14 protein-coding genes are annotated in these 19,184 nt (G+C 73.8%); 8 read left to right on the top strand and 6 right to left on the bottom strand.

Annotated elements, in window-relative coordinates:
- Positions 1-62: 62 nt before the first annotated feature.
- Entirely contained in the window at positions 63-1,055 is a 993-nt protein-coding gene (locus RMN57_RS33215; RefSeq protein WP_313766994.1) for a DJ-1/PfpI family protein, read from the bottom strand.
- A gap of 225 nt (positions 1,056-1,280) precedes the next feature.
- On the opposite strand from RMN57_RS33215, the gene RMN57_RS33210 reads away from it, so the two are divergent.
- From RMN57_RS33210 to RMN57_RS33180, 7 genes are all read left to right on the top strand, one after another.
- The gene (locus RMN57_RS33210; RefSeq protein WP_313766993.1) at positions 1,281-1,871 is read left to right on the top strand and encodes a cysteine hydrolase family protein; all 591 of its coding nucleotides are present in this window, start codon (positions 1,281-1,283) and stop codon (positions 1,869-1,871) included.
- Positions 1,872-2,541: 670 nt separating this feature from the next.
- Positions 2,542-3,798: an alpha/beta fold hydrolase gene (locus RMN57_RS33205; protein ID WP_313768048.1), complete on the top strand. Its 1,257-nt coding sequence runs from the start codon at positions 2,542-2,544 to the stop codon at positions 3,796-3,798.
- Positions 3,795-5,384: an alpha/beta fold hydrolase gene (locus tag RMN57_RS33200; RefSeq protein ID WP_313766992.1), complete on the top strand. Its 1,590-nt coding sequence runs from the start codon at positions 3,795-3,797 to the stop codon at positions 5,382-5,384. Before RMN57_RS33205 ends, RMN57_RS33200 begins: the two co-directional genes overlap by 4 nt.
- A gap of 230 nt (positions 5,385-5,614) precedes the next feature.
- Positions 5,615-6,250 carry a hypothetical protein gene (locus RMN57_RS33195; protein WP_313766991.1) on the top strand — a complete coding sequence of 212 codons (636 nt, stop codon included), beginning with the start codon at positions 5,615-5,617 and terminating at the stop codon, positions 6,248-6,250.
- A gap of 114 nt (positions 6,251-6,364) precedes the next feature.
- On the top strand, positions 6,365-7,408 hold the full coding sequence (locus RMN57_RS33190; RefSeq protein ID WP_313766990.1) for a DUF1996 domain-containing protein: 1,044 nt from the start codon (positions 6,365-6,367) through the stop codon (positions 7,406-7,408).
- 57 nt (positions 7,409-7,465) lie between these two features.
- Entirely contained in the window at positions 7,466-8,026 is a 561-nt protein-coding gene (locus RMN57_RS33185; protein ID WP_313766989.1) for a sigma-70 family RNA polymerase sigma factor, read from the top strand.
- The gene (locus RMN57_RS33180) at positions 8,023-8,769 is read left to right on the top strand and encodes a zf-HC2 domain-containing protein (protein ID WP_313766988.1); all 747 of its coding nucleotides are present in this window, start codon (positions 8,023-8,025) and stop codon (positions 8,767-8,769) included. Before RMN57_RS33185 ends, RMN57_RS33180 begins: the two co-directional genes overlap by 4 nt.
- A 98-nt stretch (positions 8,770-8,867) precedes the next feature.
- Here RMN57_RS33180 and RMN57_RS33175 read toward each other — a convergent pair whose 3' ends face one another.
- A complete protein-coding gene (locus RMN57_RS33175; RefSeq protein ID WP_313766987.1) occupies positions 8,868-10,541 on the bottom strand; it encodes a histidine decarboxylase in 1,674 nt (557 codons plus the stop codon).
- A 180-nt stretch (positions 10,542-10,721) separates the two neighbouring features.
- Here RMN57_RS33175 and RMN57_RS33170 point away from each other — a divergent pair, with 180 nt between their 5' ends.
- Positions 10,722-11,213, top strand: coding sequence for an Lrp/AsnC family transcriptional regulator (locus RMN57_RS33170; protein ID WP_313766986.1), 492 nt, complete (start codon positions 10,722-10,724; stop codon positions 11,211-11,213).
- A 52-nt stretch (positions 11,214-11,265) separates the two neighbouring features.
- Here the strand turns inward: RMN57_RS33170 and RMN57_RS33165 are convergent, their stop codons facing one another.
- From RMN57_RS33165 to RMN57_RS33150, 4 genes are all read right to left on the bottom strand, one after another.
- On the bottom strand, positions 11,266-12,915 hold the full coding sequence (locus RMN57_RS33165) for an alpha/beta hydrolase (RefSeq protein ID WP_313766985.1): 1,650 nt from the start codon (positions 12,913-12,915) through the stop codon (positions 11,266-11,268).
- Between the two features lie 159 nt (positions 12,916-13,074).
- The gene (locus tag RMN57_RS33160; protein ID WP_313766984.1) at positions 13,075-15,798 is read right to left on the bottom strand and encodes an HAD-IC family P-type ATPase; all 2,724 of its coding nucleotides are present in this window, start codon (positions 15,796-15,798) and stop codon (positions 13,075-13,077) included.
- 59 nt (positions 15,799-15,857) lie between these two features.
- Positions 15,858-16,805: a polyphosphate kinase 2 family protein gene (locus RMN57_RS33155; RefSeq protein ID WP_313766983.1), complete on the bottom strand. Its 948-nt coding sequence runs from the start codon at positions 16,803-16,805 to the stop codon at positions 15,858-15,860.
- 227 nt (positions 16,806-17,032) lie between these two features.
- Positions 17,033-19,153, bottom strand: coding sequence for a SpoIIE family protein phosphatase (locus tag RMN57_RS33150; protein WP_313766982.1), 2,121 nt, complete (start codon positions 19,151-19,153; stop codon positions 17,033-17,035).
- Positions 19,154-19,184 lie beyond the last annotated feature (31 nt).

Here is a 19,184-nt window from a genome sequence, read left to right as displayed (position 1 = left end):
CGGGCGGTGGACCGCCCGTGCCCTCCCAGGAGCCGACGGCGCCGGTCCGGGGCGCGGCCTGCTCAGGCCGGCCCGGTCCGGAACCGGCGCCGGTACTCCGTCGGGGTCGTGTCGAGCTGTCGGCGGAACGCCCGGACGAGGGTGTCGGTCGTGCCGAACCCGCAGGTGGCGGCGATGCGTTCGAGCGTCTCGTCGGTAGACTCCAGCCGGTTGCGGGCCCGTTCGACGCGGGCCGACTCGACGTAGGCGCTCGGCGTCGTACCGAGCTCGGCCTTGAAGATCCGGGTCAACTGCCGTTCCCCGACGTGGGCGTGGGCGGCAAGGTCGGCGACGGTCAGCGGACCGGACAGGTTGCGCGCGATGTGGAGCCGGAGGTCCTCGATCCGGCGTGTCGTGGAGGCGGGTTCGAGGGGGACGCTGAACTGGCTCTGTCCGCCCGGCCGCTTGAGGTACATCACGAGCTGCCGGGCGACGCGCAGCGCGACGCCTTCCCCGAAGTCGTCGGCGACGAGGGCGAGCGACAGGTCGAGGCAGGCGCTGATGCCCGCCCCCGTCCACACGTCGCCCTCGCGGATGAAGATCGGGTCGGCGTCGACCACCACCGCCGGGAATTCGGCGGCGAGTTGCTGCGCGGTGGACCAGTGGGTGGTGGCGCGCCGGCCGTCGAGCAGTCCGGCCGCGGCGAGGAGGTGCGCCCCGACGCAGACCGAGGCCACCCGCCGGCTCCGCTCAGCGAGCGCCTTCACCCAGCCCACCACCACCGGGTCGGTGAGGGCGTGCACCCGGCGCCGGCTGTCGACCTCGACCGAGCCGGGCACCAGCAGGGTGTCGATGGTCCGGGCGGACGCCTCCCGGAAGCTCAGGTCGGGCAGGATCCGCACGCCGGCGGAGGTGGTGACGGGGTCCGTGGTCTCTGCTGCGAGGACCACGCGGTAGCCGGTCGCGTCGTCCATCTCGCGCTGCACCAGCGAGAACACCTCGGGCGGACCGGTCACGTCGAGCAGGTCGACACCCTCGAAGAGGACGATGACGACGAGCCGTTCGACGGCGCTCACGGGGGCCTCCTACCGGTGGTTCGCTGCAGTGCCGGTTCCGTCGTACCGACGCCCGACCGGGTCGGCGTCCGGTGGTGGGGGCGTCCGCGGTACCGACATCACCGATGTCGGTTTCTGCATGTTAGACGACATTGCCGACATGCCGGAGCCGCCCATAGCGTTTCGGAGGCGGCGCACCGCGGGTGGGCCGCCCATCCCGACCACCACACCCGAGGCGGTACTCCCATGCCCACGGCCACCCTGCGCGCACTCAACGGCTTCGACGAGACGCCCCCGTCCCTGGCCGACGCGACGCTGGTCCTGATCGACTACCAGAACACCTACACCACCGGCGTGATGGAGCTGTCGGGCTGGCAGGAGGCGATCGACTCCGCCGCCGCGCTGCTGGCCCGGGCCCGGGAGGCGGGCGCGCCGGTCATCCACGTCGTCAACGACGGCGGCCCGGACACCCCGTACGACGTCCGCGCCGAGATCGGCCGGATCCACCCGGGCGTGGCGCCGGTCGAGGGCGAGCCCGTGGTCGTCAAGCAGGTCCCGGACGCCTTCGTCGGCACCGACCTGGGCGAGCGGATCGATGCGGCCGGCCGCAAGGACGTCGTCCTCGCCGGCTTCATGACGCACATGTGCGTCGCGTTCACCGCGGCCGGCGCGTTCCTGCGCGGCAACCGGCCCACCGTGGTCGCCGACGCCTGCGCGACCCGGCCGCTGGCCTCGGGCGGCGCGGAGGTCCCCGCCCGGGAGCTCCACCGCAGCGCGCTCGCGACCGTCGCCGACCTGTACGGGGTCGTCGTGGAGTCGGGGGCCTCGCTCGGCTGAGCACGAGGTTCCCCCGGCGGCCCCGGCCGCGCTCCGCCGGGTCGGGGCCGGGGCTGACCGGGCGACAGGTCCCCGGGGGAACCGACCGGGTGATGACGTGAACCTGCTCCAAGTGGCGCCCACGAGTGGTGGACGTCTCCCCACCGCCGCACGCTGGCCACAGCCCGCCCGTGACCGCACGGCGGGCCGGCGCAGCCGCGCGGCGCCGTCCCGCCGGGGGCGGCCGGGAACAGAGAGACGGAATCACATGTCGGAACATGGCATCGGTCCGGGCTGCCCGCCGCCCGTTCGCGGGACGGGCAGGTCCGTACGGAGGTGGGCGCAGCACCGGTACGCACGGGGACGCTCCCGGGGCGCGCCCGGCGGCGCGGCGCTCGTCGCGGGCCTGCTGGCCCTCCTCGTCGCCGCCGGCGTGACGCCGAGCAGTGCCGCACCGTCCGACCGCGGGCCCGGCTCCGGAGGTCCGGCGCGGTTCGTGCCCGGCCCCTGTCCGGAGCGGCCCGAGCCGGTGCCCGGGCGATGCGGGTTCCTGGAGGTGCCCGAGAACCGCGAGGCGGACGGGGACCACGGAGCGCCCGGGGACCACGACCGGCGCGGGCGGACCATCCGGCTGGCCGTCGCGATCATCCCGGCCGCGTCGGCGAAGCCGGCCCCCGACCCGGTGGTGTTCATGGAGGGAGGTCCCGGCGGAGACGCGTTCGGGGCCATCCCCTTCCTCGTCGACTCCGGCGTCAACCGGGATCGCGAGCTGATCGTCATGGCCCAGCGCGGAACGCTGCATTCGCAGCCGAGCCTCGCCTGCCCCGAGATCGACCGGTTCGACGCGGAGGCGGTGGGACTGCCCCACGACGCGCCGTCGACCGGGCGCCTCCTGGTGCGCGCGGCCACGGAGTGCCGGGACCGCCTGACGGCCGACGGCATCGAGCTGAGCGCCTACAACACCACCGAGAACGCCGCGGACTTCGCCGACCTGCGCACGGCGCTCGGCGTCAAGCACTGGAACGTCTACGGCTACTCCTACGGCACCGAACTGGCCCTCACCTACCTGCGGCTCCACCCCCAGGGGATCCGCTCGGTGGCGATCGACTCGGTCGTACCCCCGCAGGTGGTGAGCCTGCCCTGGACCTGGGACAGCGCCCGCGAGGGGATCGGCGCGATCTTCGCGGCGTGCGAGGCCCAGCCCCGCTGCAAGGAGCGCTACCCGGACCTCCCGCGCACGCTGACCGAGCAGGTCCGCCGGCTGGAGGCGCACCCCCTCACGCTGACCGTGCCGCCGCCGGGGGGCGGAGACCCGGTGAAGGTCGTCCTCGACGGCGGCGCGCTGGTCAACCTGCTGGTCGCCGACGGCTCCGCCGTCCCGTCCGTCGACGTCCCCGCGGCGCTCGACGAGCTCGCCCACGGAAACCCGGAGCGCCTGGCGCGGGCCCGGGCCGCCGGCGCGACGCCCTCCAACGGCGAGATCGCCCACGGCCTGACGCAGTCGGTGGCCTGCGCCGAGTGGGTACCGGGCTTCTCGGAGGCCGACCTGCTGAAGGCGGGGCGCCGGGCGTTCCCCGGGTGGCCGGACACGGTCCTGGCCCAGGCACCGCAGCTCCCCTTCGAGCACGACGTGTGCCGCGCCTGGAACGTCCCGGACCGCACCGCCGTCCAGCGGGTGGCCACCTACAGCATGGTGCCGGCACTCGTCGTCTCCGGGACCTTCGACGCCAAGACCGGGGCGAGCTGGGGCCCGTACACCGCCCGGACGCTCACCCGCTCGACCACCGTGCTGATCCCCGGGATCGGCCACTTCGTGGTCCCCCAGTCGCCCTGCGCGGCGAGCGTGCTGACCTCCTTCCTCGACCACCCGACCGCGCCCGACACCGCCTGCGTGGCGGGGCTCGCGCCGAAGCCGTTCACCATCACCCCCGAGCCGGAGACCGCATGATGTCCAACCGCCCGCCCCAGCACCGGCGTACCCGGCATCGGCTCCGGACCACCCTGGCCGGGGCCACGACCGGTGTCCTCCTCGTCGGCCTGGCCGCGCTGCCCGCCCGGGCCGGGGACGGCGCCGGCGAACCGCTCGGCACGGTCGCCCGTTCGACCGGTCACGCCCGTTTCGAACCGGGCCCCTGCCCGCGGACGGCGGACCCGACCCCCGAACTGGAGGGGGCCCGCTGCGGAACGCTCACCGTGCCCGAGAACCGGTCCCACCCGAGGGGGAAGAAGATCACCCTCGCGGTCGCGATCGTGCCGGCCAGCCACAAGCGGGCACCCGACCCGATCGTGTGGTTCGCCGGCGGCCCCGGAGACGACGCGAACTCCGAGATCCGGCTCGCGGTCGACGGCGGCCTGAACCGCGACCGGGACGTGATCTTCATGTCCCAGCGGGGGACCTACTCGGCCGACCCGGAGCTCACCTGCCCGAACGTCGACCAGTTCAACGCGGACGCACTCGACCTCGTCTTCGGTGCGCCGTCCACCGGGCGCCTGCACGTCGAGCAGACCCGGATCTGCCACGACACGCTGGCGGGCCGCGGGGCCGACCTCAGCGCGTACAACAGCACCGAGAGCGCCGCCGACTACGCGGACCTGCGCGTCGCGCTCGGCATCGAGCAGTGGAACGTGTTCGGCATCTCCTACGGAACCGACCTGGCGCTCCTCTACATGCGCCTGCACCCGGAAGGTCTGCGGTCCGTCGGCATCGACGGCGTCCTGCCGCCGTCCCTGGCCGGGGGCGCCGTCACCTGGAAGGCCGCACGGGAGGGCTTCGACGGCATGTTCCGGGCCTGCGCGCAGCAGCCCGCCTGCAACGACCGCTACCCGGACCTGGAGGCCACCTTCGAGCGCCTCGTCGTCGAGCTCGAAGCCCACCCCGTCTCCACCACCGTCACCGTCCCGGGCCACCCGGACCCGGTGGAGGTCGTGCTGGACGGCGGCGTCCTGGTGAACTGGCTGACCTTCGCCAGCCACCTGGCGGCCGGCGTGCCCCGCTCCATCGACGAGCTGGCCCACGGCAACCCGCAGCGGATCGCCGAGCAGTGGGCGGGCGGCAAGCTCAGCCCGCAGGCCATCGGGCGGACGTCCCACGGGCTCGCCTTCGGCATCTTCTGCAGCGAGTGGACGCCCTTCGAGAGCGAGGAGGACGTGATCGAGGCGGGGCGGCGCGCGTTCCCGTCGTTCCCCGACTCGGTGCTGGCCAACGCTCCGCTGCTCACCTGGCTGCACGCGGACTGCCGCGCCTGGGACGTCCCGGCGGCACCGCGCTCGGTCCGGGACGTGACGCGCAGCGACATCCCGACCCTCGTCCTGTCCGGCGGGTTCGACTCCCAGACCGCCCCCAGCAGCGGACCGTACGCGGCCCGCACGCTGCGCCGGTCCACCGAGGTCACCGTCCCCTACGTCGCCCACGTGGTCTTCGCCGACTCACCGTGCGCGCAGACGATCACCCGCTCGTTCTTCGACACCCCGACGGCGCCGGACACGGAATGCCTCGCGTGCCTCCAGCCACCCGAGTTCGAGATCGGGGCATGAGGTCGCCCGACCGACCGATCCACGGGGCACGCACCGGCGGCTGTCGTCCGACCGGTGCGTGCCCCGTTCCGTCGGGCGTGGTAGGCAGCACGCCGGGCGGCGCCGGGCCGACTGCGGGAAAAGAAATCTCGCCGGGGTTGAACCACCCCGCGCCCGCATCCGTGTTGGTGGTGCACGCGGCACCGAGCCGCACTCGACACCAAGACACCCACCAACAGAGGGAGTTCGCCATGCCCAAGTTCACCGGAAGCCGTCGTCTGCTCGCCGCCACCGGCCTCGCCGCCGTCCTCCTGGCCGCGACCGCCTGCGGGCCCGGGGAGGAGAACTCCACCGACACCGCCGCCACGGCCGCTGCCCCGGCCGCCGCCGCGGGGACGTCCGCTCCCGGGGCGGCCGGGGCGGCCGACGCGGCCGGCGGCGGCCGCCTGGCGGCGGCGGAGTCGCCCACGCTCGGCGCCATCGTCACGGACGGCTCGGGCCGCACGCTCTACCGCTTCGACAAGGACACCGCCAAGCCCTCCGCCACCACCTGCGTCGACGCCTGCGCCGCGAAGTGGCCGCCGGTCCCCGCCCAGGACAAGGTCGACGTCACCGGCGTCGAGTCGGCCCTGGTCGGCTCCGTGACCCGGCCCGACGGGAGCAAGCAGCTCACGCTGAACGGCTGGCCGCTGTACCGCTTCGCCGGGGACACCGCGCCGGGCCAGACCAACGGGCAGGGCGTGGGCGGCACCTGGTTCGCCAGCACGCCGGAGGGCAAGAAGGCCGCGGCCGGCGGTGCGGCCGGCGGTGCGGCCACCGGGCAGACGGGAGCTCCGGCGCCGTCCGCGAGCAAGCCGCAGACCGGCGGCTACCCGAGCGGCTACTGACGGGCCGGCGGGCCGCCGGACCGGCGGGCCCGCCGAGCAGCGGTGGTCGCGGACGGCGGGCTGCTCCTCCGGAGCACGCTTGCCTCCGGGGCAGCCCCCGGCGAGACTGTCGCGGTGCTGCACCTGGTTCGTGATCACCGCTGGTCGGCGGGCACCGTACTCCCGTTCGGCGTCCTGCTCTGCCTCGTCCTCGCGCTCCCCCTCCTGGCGGTGCGCCTCTGGCCGGCGGACGCGGAGTCCGGCGACTACGTCGAGATCGGTGCCGTCCGCACCGGCGGCGGCGCCGGCGGTGAGCCCGCGCCGGAGGAATCCGGCCCGGACGCCTCCACCGGCTCGTACACCGAGGACTGCGGCCACAACCTGGAGGGCCACCGCAACAGCGACAACGTGGTGATCTCGCCGGGAGTGGTGGGCGGTGCCCACCACGTCCACGACTACGTCGGCAACCTGTCGACCGACGCCCTGGCCACCGACGCGTCCCTCGCCGCCGCCGGGACGACCTGCACCGGCGGCGACCGCTCCAGCTACTACTGGCCGGTGCTGCGCCGGACCGACCGCGACGGCGACCGGGCCGCCGGGCAGGACGGGGCCCCCGGACACGGCGGGCAGGACGGGCAGGACGGGCACGGCAACGTGGGCGAGATCCTCACCCCCGACACGGTGACCGTCGAGTTCCGCGGCAACCCGTGGAGCAAGGTCGTGCCGATGCCGCGCTTCCTGCGGCTGCTGGAGGGAAACCCCACCGCGGCCACCGACGGCGGCGCGGAGGCCAGGGCCCGGTGGGGCTGCACCGGCTACCCCGGCCGGACCACCGACCGGTACCCGCTCTGCCCCGCCGGCAGCCTGCTCACCCGCACCCTCGACTTCCCCAGCTGCTGGGACGGGCGCGGAACGGACAGTCCCGACCACCGCACCCACGCGGTGTTCCCCTCCGCCACCGGGGTCTGCCCGCACCGGACCTTCCCGATCCCCCACCTCCGGGTCACCCTCGGCTACCGGCCACCGCCCGGCCGGGCGTTCGCCCTGGACGCCTTCCCCGAACAGCACCACAGCCCGCGCACCGACCACGGGGTCTTCATCGGCGTCATGACCGACGACCGGATGGCGGCGCTGGTGGCCTGTCTGAACCAGAATCACAGCTGCCGGGAATCCGGTTGAACCGGACGGCCGCCGCGTACGTGCTCTGCGTGGCACCCCACGACGGAGGAATGGCGGATGGCGAGGACACGACCCGCGACACAGCGCGGCGCGGCCGACGAGGCACTGATCCGAACGCTCTACGAGCAACACGGCGGCGCGCTGCTCGCGTACGCCATCCGGCTCACCGGTGACCGGGCGGCGGCCGAGGACGCGGTGCAGGAGACCCTGATCCGCGCCTGGCGGAATCCCGAGGCCCTCACCGAGGCCCGGGGCTCCGTGCGCAGCTGGCTGCTGACGGTGGAGCGCAACCTGATCACCGACCGGTTCCGGGCGAAGGCCGCGCGCCCCGCCGAGGTCGCCGAGGTGTCCGAGCAGTCGGCCACCGTGCCGGTGCAGCGCGACCACGCGGAGGGCGTGGTGGAGGCGCTGGTGATGACGGAGGCCCTCGAACAGCTCTCGCCCGAGCACCGGGACGTCCTGCGGTCGATCTACTTCCAGCAGTTGTCGGTCGCCGAGGCGGCGGAGCAGCTGGGCGTGCCGGCCGGGACGGTCAAGTCCCGTGCGCACTACGCGCTGCGGGCGCTCAAGCGGTCGTACGCCGGCAAGGCGGGGACGTTGAAGGAGGTGGCGGTGTGAGCACGGAACAGCACGAGACGAACACGGAGCAGCACGAGCGGAACGCGGAGCTCATCGGCGCCTATGTCCTGGGTGCGCTGGAGCCGGCGGACGCGGCGTCGGTCGAGCGGCACCTGGCCGGCTGCGCTCCCTGCGCCCAGGAGGTGGCCGAGTTGCAGGAGCTGGAGCGCGTCCTGGGCGAGGTGCCCCCCGAGCTCCTGGTGGACGGGCCGCCCGAGGGCGGCGACCTGCTGCTGCAGCGCACCCTGCGGCAGGCGCGGGCGGAGCGGGGCTCGGCCCTTCTCCGGCGCCGGGCCTGGATCGGCGTGGCCGCGGTGGCCGCGGCCGCGGCGGTGCTGGCCGCGGGCGTGTCGCTGGGCCGGAGCACGGTGTCCGACCGGCCGCCGGTGGCGGTCGGTCCGGTGCCGTCCGCCGCGACCGAGGCACCGCCGCCGGCGGGCACCCGGACGGCCTCGCTGACGGAGCCGTCCACGGGCGCCCGGATGACGCTGACGGTCACTCCGGCGATGGGCTGGGTGCGGGTGAGCGCCGCGGTCACCGGCATCCCGGCCGGTCAGCGCTGCCGTCTGGTGGTCAACGGCAAGGGCGGGGCGAAGGTGGACGCCGGCAGCTGGCTGGTCTCCCCGACCGGCGCCGAGAAGGGCACGACCCTGGACGGCTCGGCCCTGGTGGCACCGGACGACGTCGCGTCGGTCTCGGTCGTGAACGATGCGGGCCGGACGTTCGTGACGGTGCCGGTGTGAGCGGGCCGGGGGCCGGGCGGTCGTCCGACCGCCCGGCCCCCGGCCGAGCGCCACGCGGCGGGCCCGTCCGAGCGCCACGCGGCGGGCCCGGCCGAGGGCTACGCGGCGGGCCCGGCCAGGATCACCCGGTCCTCGGCGAGCTCCGCCAGCAGGGCGTCCAGCTTCTCCCGGTCGACCGAGGGCATCACGAAGACGTGCACGTAGCTGCGGCGGGTGGACTCGTCGCCCGGCACCATCAGCACGTCCTGGGAGGACAGCGACCACTTGGCCACCAGCTCCGGGCTGGGCTGGCGGAACCGCACGGTGACGGCGCCCGGGGTGCGGGCCGGCCAGAGCTCGACGCCCAGCTCCCGCTCCATCGCCTGCAGGCGGTCCTCCAGGTAGCCGGCCAGCTCCTGGGCGCCGCGTATCCGGTCCACCTGGTCCTGGTAGGAGTGCCGGGACAGGTGGTCCCAGAGGACCAGCGGGGAGAAGCCGTTGCGGGAGCCGGCGAAGGTGGTGTCGGGCGCGCCGATGTAGTCCGGCTGGGAGGGCGGCGAGATCTGGTACTTCACCTTCGTCATGTAGATGCCGCACGGCCACGGTGCGCCGGGCCACTTGTGGCCGCTCATCGCGATCGAGGAGACCATGTCGACGGCGCCGAGCTCCGCGGTGGGCAGGCGGAGGCCGAAGTCGAACTCCGGCAGCCCGACCTCGGGGGTCCAGCCGTACGCCGCCGGGTCCTCCGCGGCCATCCGCAGGAAGGGCGCGTAGCCGGCGCCGAGCGCGCCGTCGACGTGGATCCAGAAGCCGCGTCGCACGTCGACCAGCGGCTCGCCGGTGCGCGGGTCCTTGCCGTGGACCACCTCGCGGCGGACCAGCCCGTGCCGCTCGAAGATCGGCAGCAGCCGCTCGCAGACCCGCCGGACGTCGTCGTGGGCGCCCTTGAAGGTGCTGCCGAGGTTGAGGTTGACGAAGACCGGGTGGCCCTTCGCGGCGAAGAACTCGACCAGCACGGCGAGGGCGTCGACGTCGATCTCGCCCGGGCCGTCCCACGAGCGGCCGGACGGCCCCGCGGCGGAGGGCACCTCGGTGGGCCACTCGCGGCGGCCGGTGGCGGGGTCGACCAGCGGGCACTCGTCGGCGTACTTCTCCAGGCCGACGGCGTGGAAGGTCTCGACGCCCAGGACGCGGACGGCCTTGGCGAAGGAGTAGTGGGTGTCCTCCGAGTAGAAGGCGACCGGGCGGTGGGCGTTCGGGTTGTCCCGGTCGGGCGTCGCCTGGACGTACCGCAGGGCGTCGAAGGGCGCGGCCGGCGGCTGGATCAGCGCCTTGCCGCTCAGGTAGTCCCGGGCGTTCCAGAGCGCGTACATGTTGCCCTCGGTCGAGCCCATGGAGAGCATGTAGCCCCAGTACGACTCGGGGTCGGCGGGGTCGTGCGGGCGCTCGGCGTTCCAGAGCTTCGCGTAGTAGTCGAGCACCGAGCACTCGATCACCTTGGTGTTGGGCTTGTAGCCGCCGCTCTGGAACGGGTCGCCGAGGTTGTTGATGTTGTTCGGCATGAAGCGGGCCAGGTCCAGTGCGGTGCCCTGGATGTCCTGGGTGGCCTGGTAGCCCATCAGGTGCCGGCGCTTGCGCGTCAGGTACTCGTCCACCGTGTCCAGGGCGCGCAGCCTCTGGTCGGCGTCGAGGCCGCCGGCGGGGAGCACGAAGTCCCGGCCGTCCAGCTCCGCCCCCGGGTCGACGGCGGGCGCGGCTGCGGGCACGGCGGCGAAGGTGGCGGTCGGGCTCATGGCTGCGGCACTCCGGGGTCACAGGTCGGCCGGCCCGTGAGCGGGAACGGCGGAGGGCGTTCGCCGCTCGCGCCCCAGGATGGAACTTCCCGCCACCCGGGGGAAGGGTCTCCGAACATCATTCGGCCACGGTCCGCACAATCTTGCGAATCAACGGAATCAGCTGGAATCCTGGGACCCGTGCCGAACAATCCGCAGCCCCGCCGGACGCCCGTCGACGACGTCGACCGGGCGATCATCCGCGCCCTGGCCGACAACGCCCGGATGCCGAACAACGCGCTCGCCGAGGCGGTGGGCATCGCCCCCTCGACCTGCCTGGCCCGGGTGCGCGCGCTCCAGGAGCGCGGGATCATCCGGGGCTTCCGGGCCGAGCTCGACCCGGCGGCCATCGGCCTGCCGCTGCAGGCGATGATCTCCGTCCGGCTCCGGGCGCACACCCGCGAGCAGAACGAGAGCTTCCGCAGCACCGCCCCGGACCTGCCCGGCGTCCTGGCGGTCTTCCACATGGCGGGCTCCGACGACTACCTCCTGCACGTCGGCGTCGCCGGCCCCGAGGGGCTGCGCGACTTCGTCGTGGACCACCTCACCACCCACCCGGCGGTGGCGCAGACCCGGACCAACCTGATCTTCGAGCAGATACCGGGCCGCCGCTACCTCGCCCCGGAGCGGTGAGGCCCTCCGGCAGTGGCCGCCCGGCCCGGGCGGGGCGGCCACTGCCGGCCGGCTACCGGAGGACGCCGCGGACGGCCTCGGGGTCGGTCGGCGCGAGCGGGGCCGCGTCGGCGGCGACCCCGGCCGCCTTCGCGGTGGCGGCCGGCGGCGGGGTCACGAAGACCGGGTCGGGCTCCGGGTTGGGGGCGCAGGTCTTGGCGATCCGGCCGTTGCCCTTGGGCAGGCTGCCGTCCCGGAGGTAGGCGGTGAAGGTGTCGTCCAGGCAGGCGTTGCCGTGGAAGAGGATCTCGTGGAAGCTGCCACCGGTCTGGACGACCAGCTTGGAGCCGGGCAGTGCGTCGCGCATGGCGAGACCGCCCTCGTACGGGGTGGCGGCGTCCTCGGTGGCCTGGAAGAGCAGCACGGGCGGCAGGCCCTTGCCGGTGATCTTCAGCCGGCCCGCCGGGTTGCCCTGGTACGGCCAGAACATGCAGGCGGCGTTGTACCACATGTTGTTATAGGTGTAGAAGGGCGCCACGGCGTTCACCTTGGCCTGGTCCTTCTTCCAGAACTCCCAGTCCCGCGGCCAGGCGTTCTCGGTGCACTGCGTCGCGTTGTAGGCCGGGAAGGCGCCGTCGTCGGCGCCCGGTGCGGCGTAGCGGTTGTAGGCGATGGACAGCGGCCGGGTGTCGTGCTGGTTGACGAAGGCCGAGAGCACGGTGGCCATCCGCGGCCAGCGCAGGAAGTTGTAGCCGCCGCCGTAGAAGGTGTCGTCCAGCTCCGCCGGGCCGATCCGGCCGGGGGCCGGGTCGGCCGCCACCGGCTCGGCCCGCAGCGCGTCCTGGACCTGGTAGTACGCCTTCACGACGCCGGCCGGGTCGGTGCCCAGGTGGTAGACCGGGTCGGCCTTGGCCGCCCAGGCCGCGAACGCCTCGAAGCGGCGCTGGTGCTCCTTGTCCTGCAGGATGTTGTGGTCGTACCAGCTGATCGTCGGGCCGACGATGCTGTCGAGGACCATCCGCTTGACGCGCGAGGGGAAGAGCTGGCCGTAGGTGGAGCCCAGCGAGGTGCCCCAGGAGCCGCCGTAGAAGCTGATCTGCCGCGCACCGAGCGCCCGGCGGATGCTGTCCATGTCGCGCGCGCTGTCGACGGTGGTCATGTGCGGCAGCAGCCAGGACCAGTCGGCCGCGCAGTCGGCGGCGTACCCGGCCGCCTTCGACAGCCAGGCCTTCGACGTGCCCCGGTCCACCTGGTAGTCGGGCCGCTCGGCCTCAAAGTAGTGGGCGTCGCAGACGACGTGGGGCTCGCTGCCGTTGGTGCCGCGCGGGTCGAAACCGATCCAGTCGTAGGTCGAGGCGACGTCCGCCGGGATCTGGCCGGAGATGGAGGCGGGCATCCAGAGGCCGGAGATCCCGGGCCCGCCGGGGTTCAGCAGGATCGGGCCCTGCTGCTTCTCCTTGGGCGCGGTGGCCGGGAGCCGGTTGACCTTGATCTTGATCTTGCGGCCGTGCGGGTCCGCGTAGTCGACCGGCACCTCCAGCAGCGCGCACTGCAGCGCGGGCGTGGCGGGGTCGTTGCAGGAGCTCCAGACGAGCTTCCCCTGCCCGGTGTCCTCGGGGGCGGCGACCACCGCATCGGGGCCGACGGGCTCGGCGTCGGCGGCCGTACCGCCGAGTGCGGCGACGGCCACGGCGGCCGAGAACAGGGCGATGACTTTTCTCATGGGGAGCATGATGTGATATGTGCAATGTCACATCCAGAATGCTGACCGGACGTTACGAAGCTGTAATGGAGGGCGAGTTGGGCCGCCGGCCCGGGACAGGCCCTGACCAGGGCCGTCCCGCCGACCGGTACCCACCGGGCCGCGGCGGCACCCGGCCCGTCAGGCCGGTGCGGGCCGGCGGCGGGCGAGGAACTTGCCCAGCTCCCACAGCAGCAGCAGCGCGAGCGCGGCCAGTAGCGCCCAGCCGAACTGCCGGGCGTTGAGCTCGGTGGTGCCGAGGATACGGCGGAACGCGTCCATCTGCGTCACCAGCACCGCCAGGACGAACTCCGCCAGCGCCGCCAGGTTCATCTGCTTGCTGTCGAAGGTGTGCGTCGTCAGCGCCGACGCGCGCTCGCTGCGGCACTCGAACGCGGCCACGATCAGGCAGAGCGCGAAGGCCGTGAACGCGATCGAGTTGCCGATGTGAATGCTGCCGTAGTGGCGCTCCCCCAGCTTGATCAGGCCGAGCAGCGCGGCCGTGACGGCCAGCCCGGCCAGCCCCACGGTGACCACCACGGGCCTGGTCAGCACCGACTCGCCGCGCGGGCGCGGGATGCGCGCCATCAGCCCCGGGCTCTCCCGGTCGAAGCCCAGCGCGAAGCCGAAGGGAGCGTTCACCACGAAGTGGATCCAGAGCACCTGCGGCGGGGTGAACGGCTCGCCGGCCGCGATGTTGAGGACGGTGGCACCGAGGAAGGTCAGCACGAAGGCGACCAGCAGCAGCAGGACGAAGCGGATGTACTTGGTGAGGTTGTCGTAGAGCTTCCGGCCCTCCGCCACCGCGTGCACGATGGTGGCGAAGTTGTCGTCGGCGAGCACCATCCGGCTGGCGTTCTTGGCCACGTCGGTGCCGCTGCCCATCGCGATGCCGATGTCGGCGGCCTTGATCGCCGGCGCGTCGTTGACGCCGTCGCCGGTCATCGCGACCACGTCGCCCTTCTTCTTCAGCGTGTCGGCGAGCAGCACCTTGTGCTCCGGCGCCACGCGGCCGACCACGCCGATGCCGTCGATCCGGGCCAGCCGCTCGTGCTCGGGCAGGGCCGCGAAGTCGGCGCCGAGCACGGCCTCGCCGGGGATGCCGAGCTGCCGGGCGATGGCCGCGCCGGTGGTCACGTCGTCGCCGGTCACCATGCGGACGCGGATGTGGGCGGCCTGCGCGCTGGCGACGGCGTCCTTGGACTCCGCGCGCGGCGGGTCGACCATGCCGACCAGGCTGGTCATCCGCAGCCCGGTGACGTGGCCCAGCAGGTCGCCCGCCGGGTCGAAGTCCGCCGGGTCGAGGTCCCGGAACGCGGCGGCCATCACCCGGCGGCCCTCGGCGCCCATCCGGGCGACCTGCGCCTCGGCGCGCCCGCTCAGGTCCGCGTCCCAGGCGATGCCCGCCCCGTCGGCGAGCGCGGTGGTGGCCCGCGACGTCACCGCGGGCGCGGCGCCCTTGACGAAGCACCGCACCACCCGGCGGCCGCCCGCGTCCACCGCGTCGGTGAAGACCGCCATCAGCTTGTAGGTGGGGTCGAACGGCAGCGTCGCCAGCCGTGGGTACCGCTCCCGGCTGGCCTCGATGTCCAGCCCGGCCTTGTGGCCGAGCACGAGCAGGGCGCCCTCGGTCGGATCGCCCACCACCTCGCCGTCCACCAGCTTGGCGTCGTTGGCGATCAGGAACGGCAGGACGGCGTCCTCGACGTCCGCCGAGGCCCCCGCGACGTGGTTGATCCGGCCGTCGAGGCGGTAGCCGGTTCCGGAGACGGTGTAGCGGTCGGTGGGACTGAGCACCTCGACGACGGTGACCTGGTTCATCGTCAGGGTGCCGGTCTTGTCCGAGTTGATCGCCGAGGTGAAGCCGAGCGTCTCGACGGACGGCAGCTCCTTCACGATCGCGTTCCGCTTGGCCAGGTTGAGGCTGCCGACGGAGAGGATGACCTGGCTGACGGTCGGCAGCGCCTCCGGGATGGCGGCGATCGCCAGCGACACGGCGCTCACGAACAGGGCGTCCCACGCCTGCCCGCGGCTGCGGCCCAGCGCGAACATCACGACCATGGTCAGCCCGGCCGCGCCGGCGATCCACAGGGTCAGGGTGTTGAGCTCGCGGGTGAGCGGCGACTGCTCCTTCTCGGTCGCCGAGAGCATCCCGGAGATCTTGCCCAGCTCGGTCTCGGAGCCGGTCGCGGTGATCACGAGCAGTCCGCTGCCGTGCGTGACCGGGGTGTTCATGAACGCCATGTTCGACTGCTCGCCCGGGGCCAACCGCTCCCCCGGCACGATGCCGGTGTCCTTCACCGCCGGCACGCTCTCACCGGTCAGCGCCGACTCGTCGATCTGCAGGGCGCTGGCCCGGACGATCCGCCCGTCCGCCGGCACCTGGTCACCCGCCGAGACGAGCACGACGTCGCCCACGACCAGCCCCTCGGCCGGGATCTCCGACTCCGCGCCGTCCCGCCGGACCCGGGCGGTCGCCTTCATCATCGACTTCAGCGCGTTCATCGCGCTCTCGGCCTTGCCCTCCTGCCGCAGGCCCACCACCGCGTTGAAGAGGGTCAGCACGACGAGCAGGATGCCGGTGGACCACTCCTCGATCGCCAGCGAGACCACCGCGGCCGCCACCAGGATGAGCTGCATGTAGCTGCGGTACTGGTCGAGGAAGCGCAGCCAGCCGGGCCTCGGCCGCTCCTCCGGCAGCGCGTTGGGCCCGTTCGCGGCGAGCAGTTCGGCCACCCGGGCGGTGCTCAGCCCGGTGGACGGATCCACCCCGAACCGGGTGGCGGCCTCCTCGGCGGACCGCGCGTACCAGGGTGTCCCGGCGTCCGCCCCCGGCGGCTCGGTCGGCTCGGTCGGCTCGGCCATCTCTCGCTCCTCCTGTCCGGGCCCTGGGGCCGCTCGGCCGGCCCGCTCAACCGGGCCGCTCAACCGGCCCGGTGGCGCGCCGCGTACGGGTCCCGGGCGGCGCCCTGCGGGGCCTCGGCCTCCAGCTGCCGCTTGGCGGCCCGGAGCTCCTTCAGGGCCGCCCGGCCGACCGTCGGGTACTGCGGGTCGATCTCCATCAGGGTGTGCGCGAGCACCGCCGCCGCGCAGATGCGGGCGAACCACTTGCGGTCGGCCGGCACCACGTACCAGGGGGCCCAGGGCGTGCTGGTGGCCGACAGCATCTCGGAGAACGCCTCCTGGTACTCGTCCCAGTGCGCGCGCTCGCGGATGTCCGCCGCGGAGAACTTCCAGTTCTTCTCCGGGAGGTCGATCCGCTTCAGGAACCGGGTGCGCTGCTCCTCCTTGGAGAGGTTCAGGAAGACCTTCACCACCGTGAACCCGTTCTCGGTGAGGTAGCGCTCCCAGTCGTTGATCTCGCGGAAGCGGCGGCGCCAGATCTTCCGGCCGCGCGCCTCCGCCGGCAGCCGCTGCCGGTCGAGGTTCTCCGGGTGGACGCGCACCACCAGGACCTCCTCGTAGTGCGACCGGTTGAAGATGGCGATGTCCCCGCGGGCGGGCAGCCGCTGCGCGTACCGCCACAGGAAGTCGTGGTCGAGCTCCTCGGCGGAGGGCACCTTGAAGCTGCTCACGTGGACGCCCTGCGGGTTCACCCCGCTCATGACGTGGCGGATCGTCCCGTCCTTGCCGCCCGCGTCGAGCGCCTGGAGGCAGAGCAGCACCCCGTGGGTGTCCTGGGCGGCCAGCCGCGCCTGGTACTCCGCCAGCAGCGCGACGCCGGTGCGGAGCAGCTCCGCGCCGTCCCGCTTCTTCATCCCCGCCTTGTAGCGCGGGTCGAAGTCCCGCGCGAGGTCCACCGTCGATCCCGGCTCCACCCGCAGCGGCTCGATGAACTCCGCTATCCGCTCGGCCGCCCGCCCGTCCGCCATCGCCCGCACCACCTTCTCGTCGGGTCCGGCGGGAACCGCCCGGACGACCCGGACCGTCAGGCGCCCCGGCCCGCCCGCACCGCCTCGCGGCGGGCGTCCCGCCGGGGACCACCTCCTTGCCACCCTCCGGCCGCCGGCGGTGACCGGCAACCGCGCTGGGCCATCCGGGTTTCCGGCGCCGGCCGGCGGACCCGGCGCGGCACGCGGACCCGGCGCGGCACGCAGAACTAACGCGGTACGGAGCGCACCAGCAGCAGGGCGATGTCGTCGGTGCGGTGGTCGGCCCGGGCGAGGAGGGCATCGGCCAGGCGGTCGAGCGGTTCGCGGCCGTGGCGGGCGAGGGTGGCGATGAGGCCGGCCACCGCCTGGTCGGGGTCGGTGCCGGGTGCGTCGATGAGGCCGTCGGTGTACAGGACCAGGGTGGTGCCGATCGGCAGGTCGATGCGGATCTGCGGGTACTCGGCGGCCGGGTCGACGTTCAGGACCACGCCGGTGAGCGGTTCCAGGGCACGCGCCCGGCCGTCCGGGCCGTAGAGCAGCGGTACCGGGTGGCCCGCGTTGGCCAGCCAGGCCTCGCGGCGGGTGAGGTCCACGCAGAAGTAGGTGCAGCTGGCCAGCAGGGCGGTGTCGAGGTCGGCCAGCAGGCGGTTGGTGCGGGTGAGCACCGTGCTCGGGTCGGCGTCGGCCGCGGCGAAGGCGCGGATCGCGGTGCGGACCTGGCCCATCAGGGCGGCGGCGTTCACGTTGTGGCCCTGGACGTCGCCGATGACGACGGCCACGGAGTCCGGCCCGACGCGGATGAGGTCGTAGAAGTCGCCGCCGACGTCCATGTCCTCGGTGCCGGGCAGGTAGCGGGCGCTGATCTCCAGGCTCGGGACGGCGGGCAGTGCCCGGGGCAGCAGGCTCTCCTGCAGGCCGTGTGCGAGGACCAGCTTGGTGTCGTACAGCCGGGCGCGGTCCAGGGCCTGGGCGATCAGGCCGCCGAGCGAGGTGAGGACGGCGCGCTCCTCCGTGTCGAAGCGGTGCGGCTCGGCGAAGGCCAGCACGCAGGTGCCGATCAGGCGGCGCGAGGTCACCAGCGGCAGGTAGGCCCAGGCGGCCATGCCGTCCTGGGTCTCGTGGCGGTCCGGGTAGAGCCGTTCCAGCTCGGCCCGGGTCTCGAAGAACGCCGGCACCGGGTTGGTCGACGCCTGGACGCCGGGCGTCGACTCGCTCAGCGACGTGCCGTCGAACTGGTCGACCAGGCCCGGCGGGTAGCCGCGGTGGCCGGCGATGCGCAGACGGCCCCCCTCGGCCATCAGGACGGCGACGGCCTGGCCGCCGAAGGCCGGCAGGATCTGCTCGGAGACCATGGTGACCACGTCCTGCACGCTGATCGCCTCGGTCAGCGCGCTGGCGAGGTGGAGCAGGTGGTAGAGCGCGCCGGGCCGGGTGTGCACCGTCCGCTCGGCGGGCCGTTCGCCCTGTCCGTCGGGCCGGGCGATGTCGGCGGCGACGATCTGCACGGTGACCCCGGAGGCGTCCGGGAAGAGCCGGAACGACAGCCACCGGTCCGGCGGCCGCAGTGCGACGAACGACGTGGGCTGCCCGCCGATCACCGCCGCCCGGTAGTGGTACTCGTACACCGGGTCGCGCAGCCAGCGCAGCACCGACCACGGGCGCGCGCCGAGCAGCTTCTCCACCGGCTCGCCCAGCAGCTCCGCGGCGGTGCGGGTGACCGCGGCGAGCCGGCCGTCCAGGTCGATGTCGCAGAGGCCCCCGGGCAGCCGGGCCGGCATGGTGGCGAGGGGGTCTGCGGACCGGTTCTCCGCCACCACGGGGACCGGGCCGGGCCGGATCGGAGCTCCCGCCCGGGCCGCCTCCGCCAGGATCCCGGCCAGGCCCCGGGCGAGCCCGTCGAGCTCCTCGCGTTCGTGGGGCGGCAGCTCCGGGGGGTGCGCGGCGGGCCAGAGCAGGAAGAGGACCCCGTACGTCGTACTGCCCAGGACGAGCGGCACGGCGGCGAGGCAGAAGGCGTACGGCATGGCGACCGCGACCCGCGGGTACCGGCGCGCCATCTCCTCCGCGCCGCCCACCCAGACGATCCGGCCGCTGCGCGTCGCGTCGGCGACCGGGATCGGCACGGTCATGCCGACGTGCTGCCACGGCCTGGTGAACTGCCGGGCGGCCCCGAAGGTCATGACGAGTTCGAGCAGCTGCCGGTCGTCCGAGAGCAGGTAGAGGCCGCCCATGTGCGCGCCGACGCGCTGCGGCACCGATCGCAGGACCTGCGCCGCCCGCTCAAGGCCGCGCCCCGCCGTCGCCCCGGCAGCCTCGTGTGCGGGCTCCGAGGACGGACCCCGTGACATGCCCACCACTAGAACCCCATTCAGCGAACCC

Source organism: Kitasatospora sp. CM 4170 (genome assembly GCF_032110285.1).
GTDB lineage: Bacteria > Actinomycetota > Actinomycetes > Streptomycetales > Streptomycetaceae > Kitasatospora > Kitasatospora aburaviensis.
The sequence above is the reverse complement of the archived record's forward strand: the minus strand, read 5'-3'. Positions and strand labels throughout refer to the sequence as shown.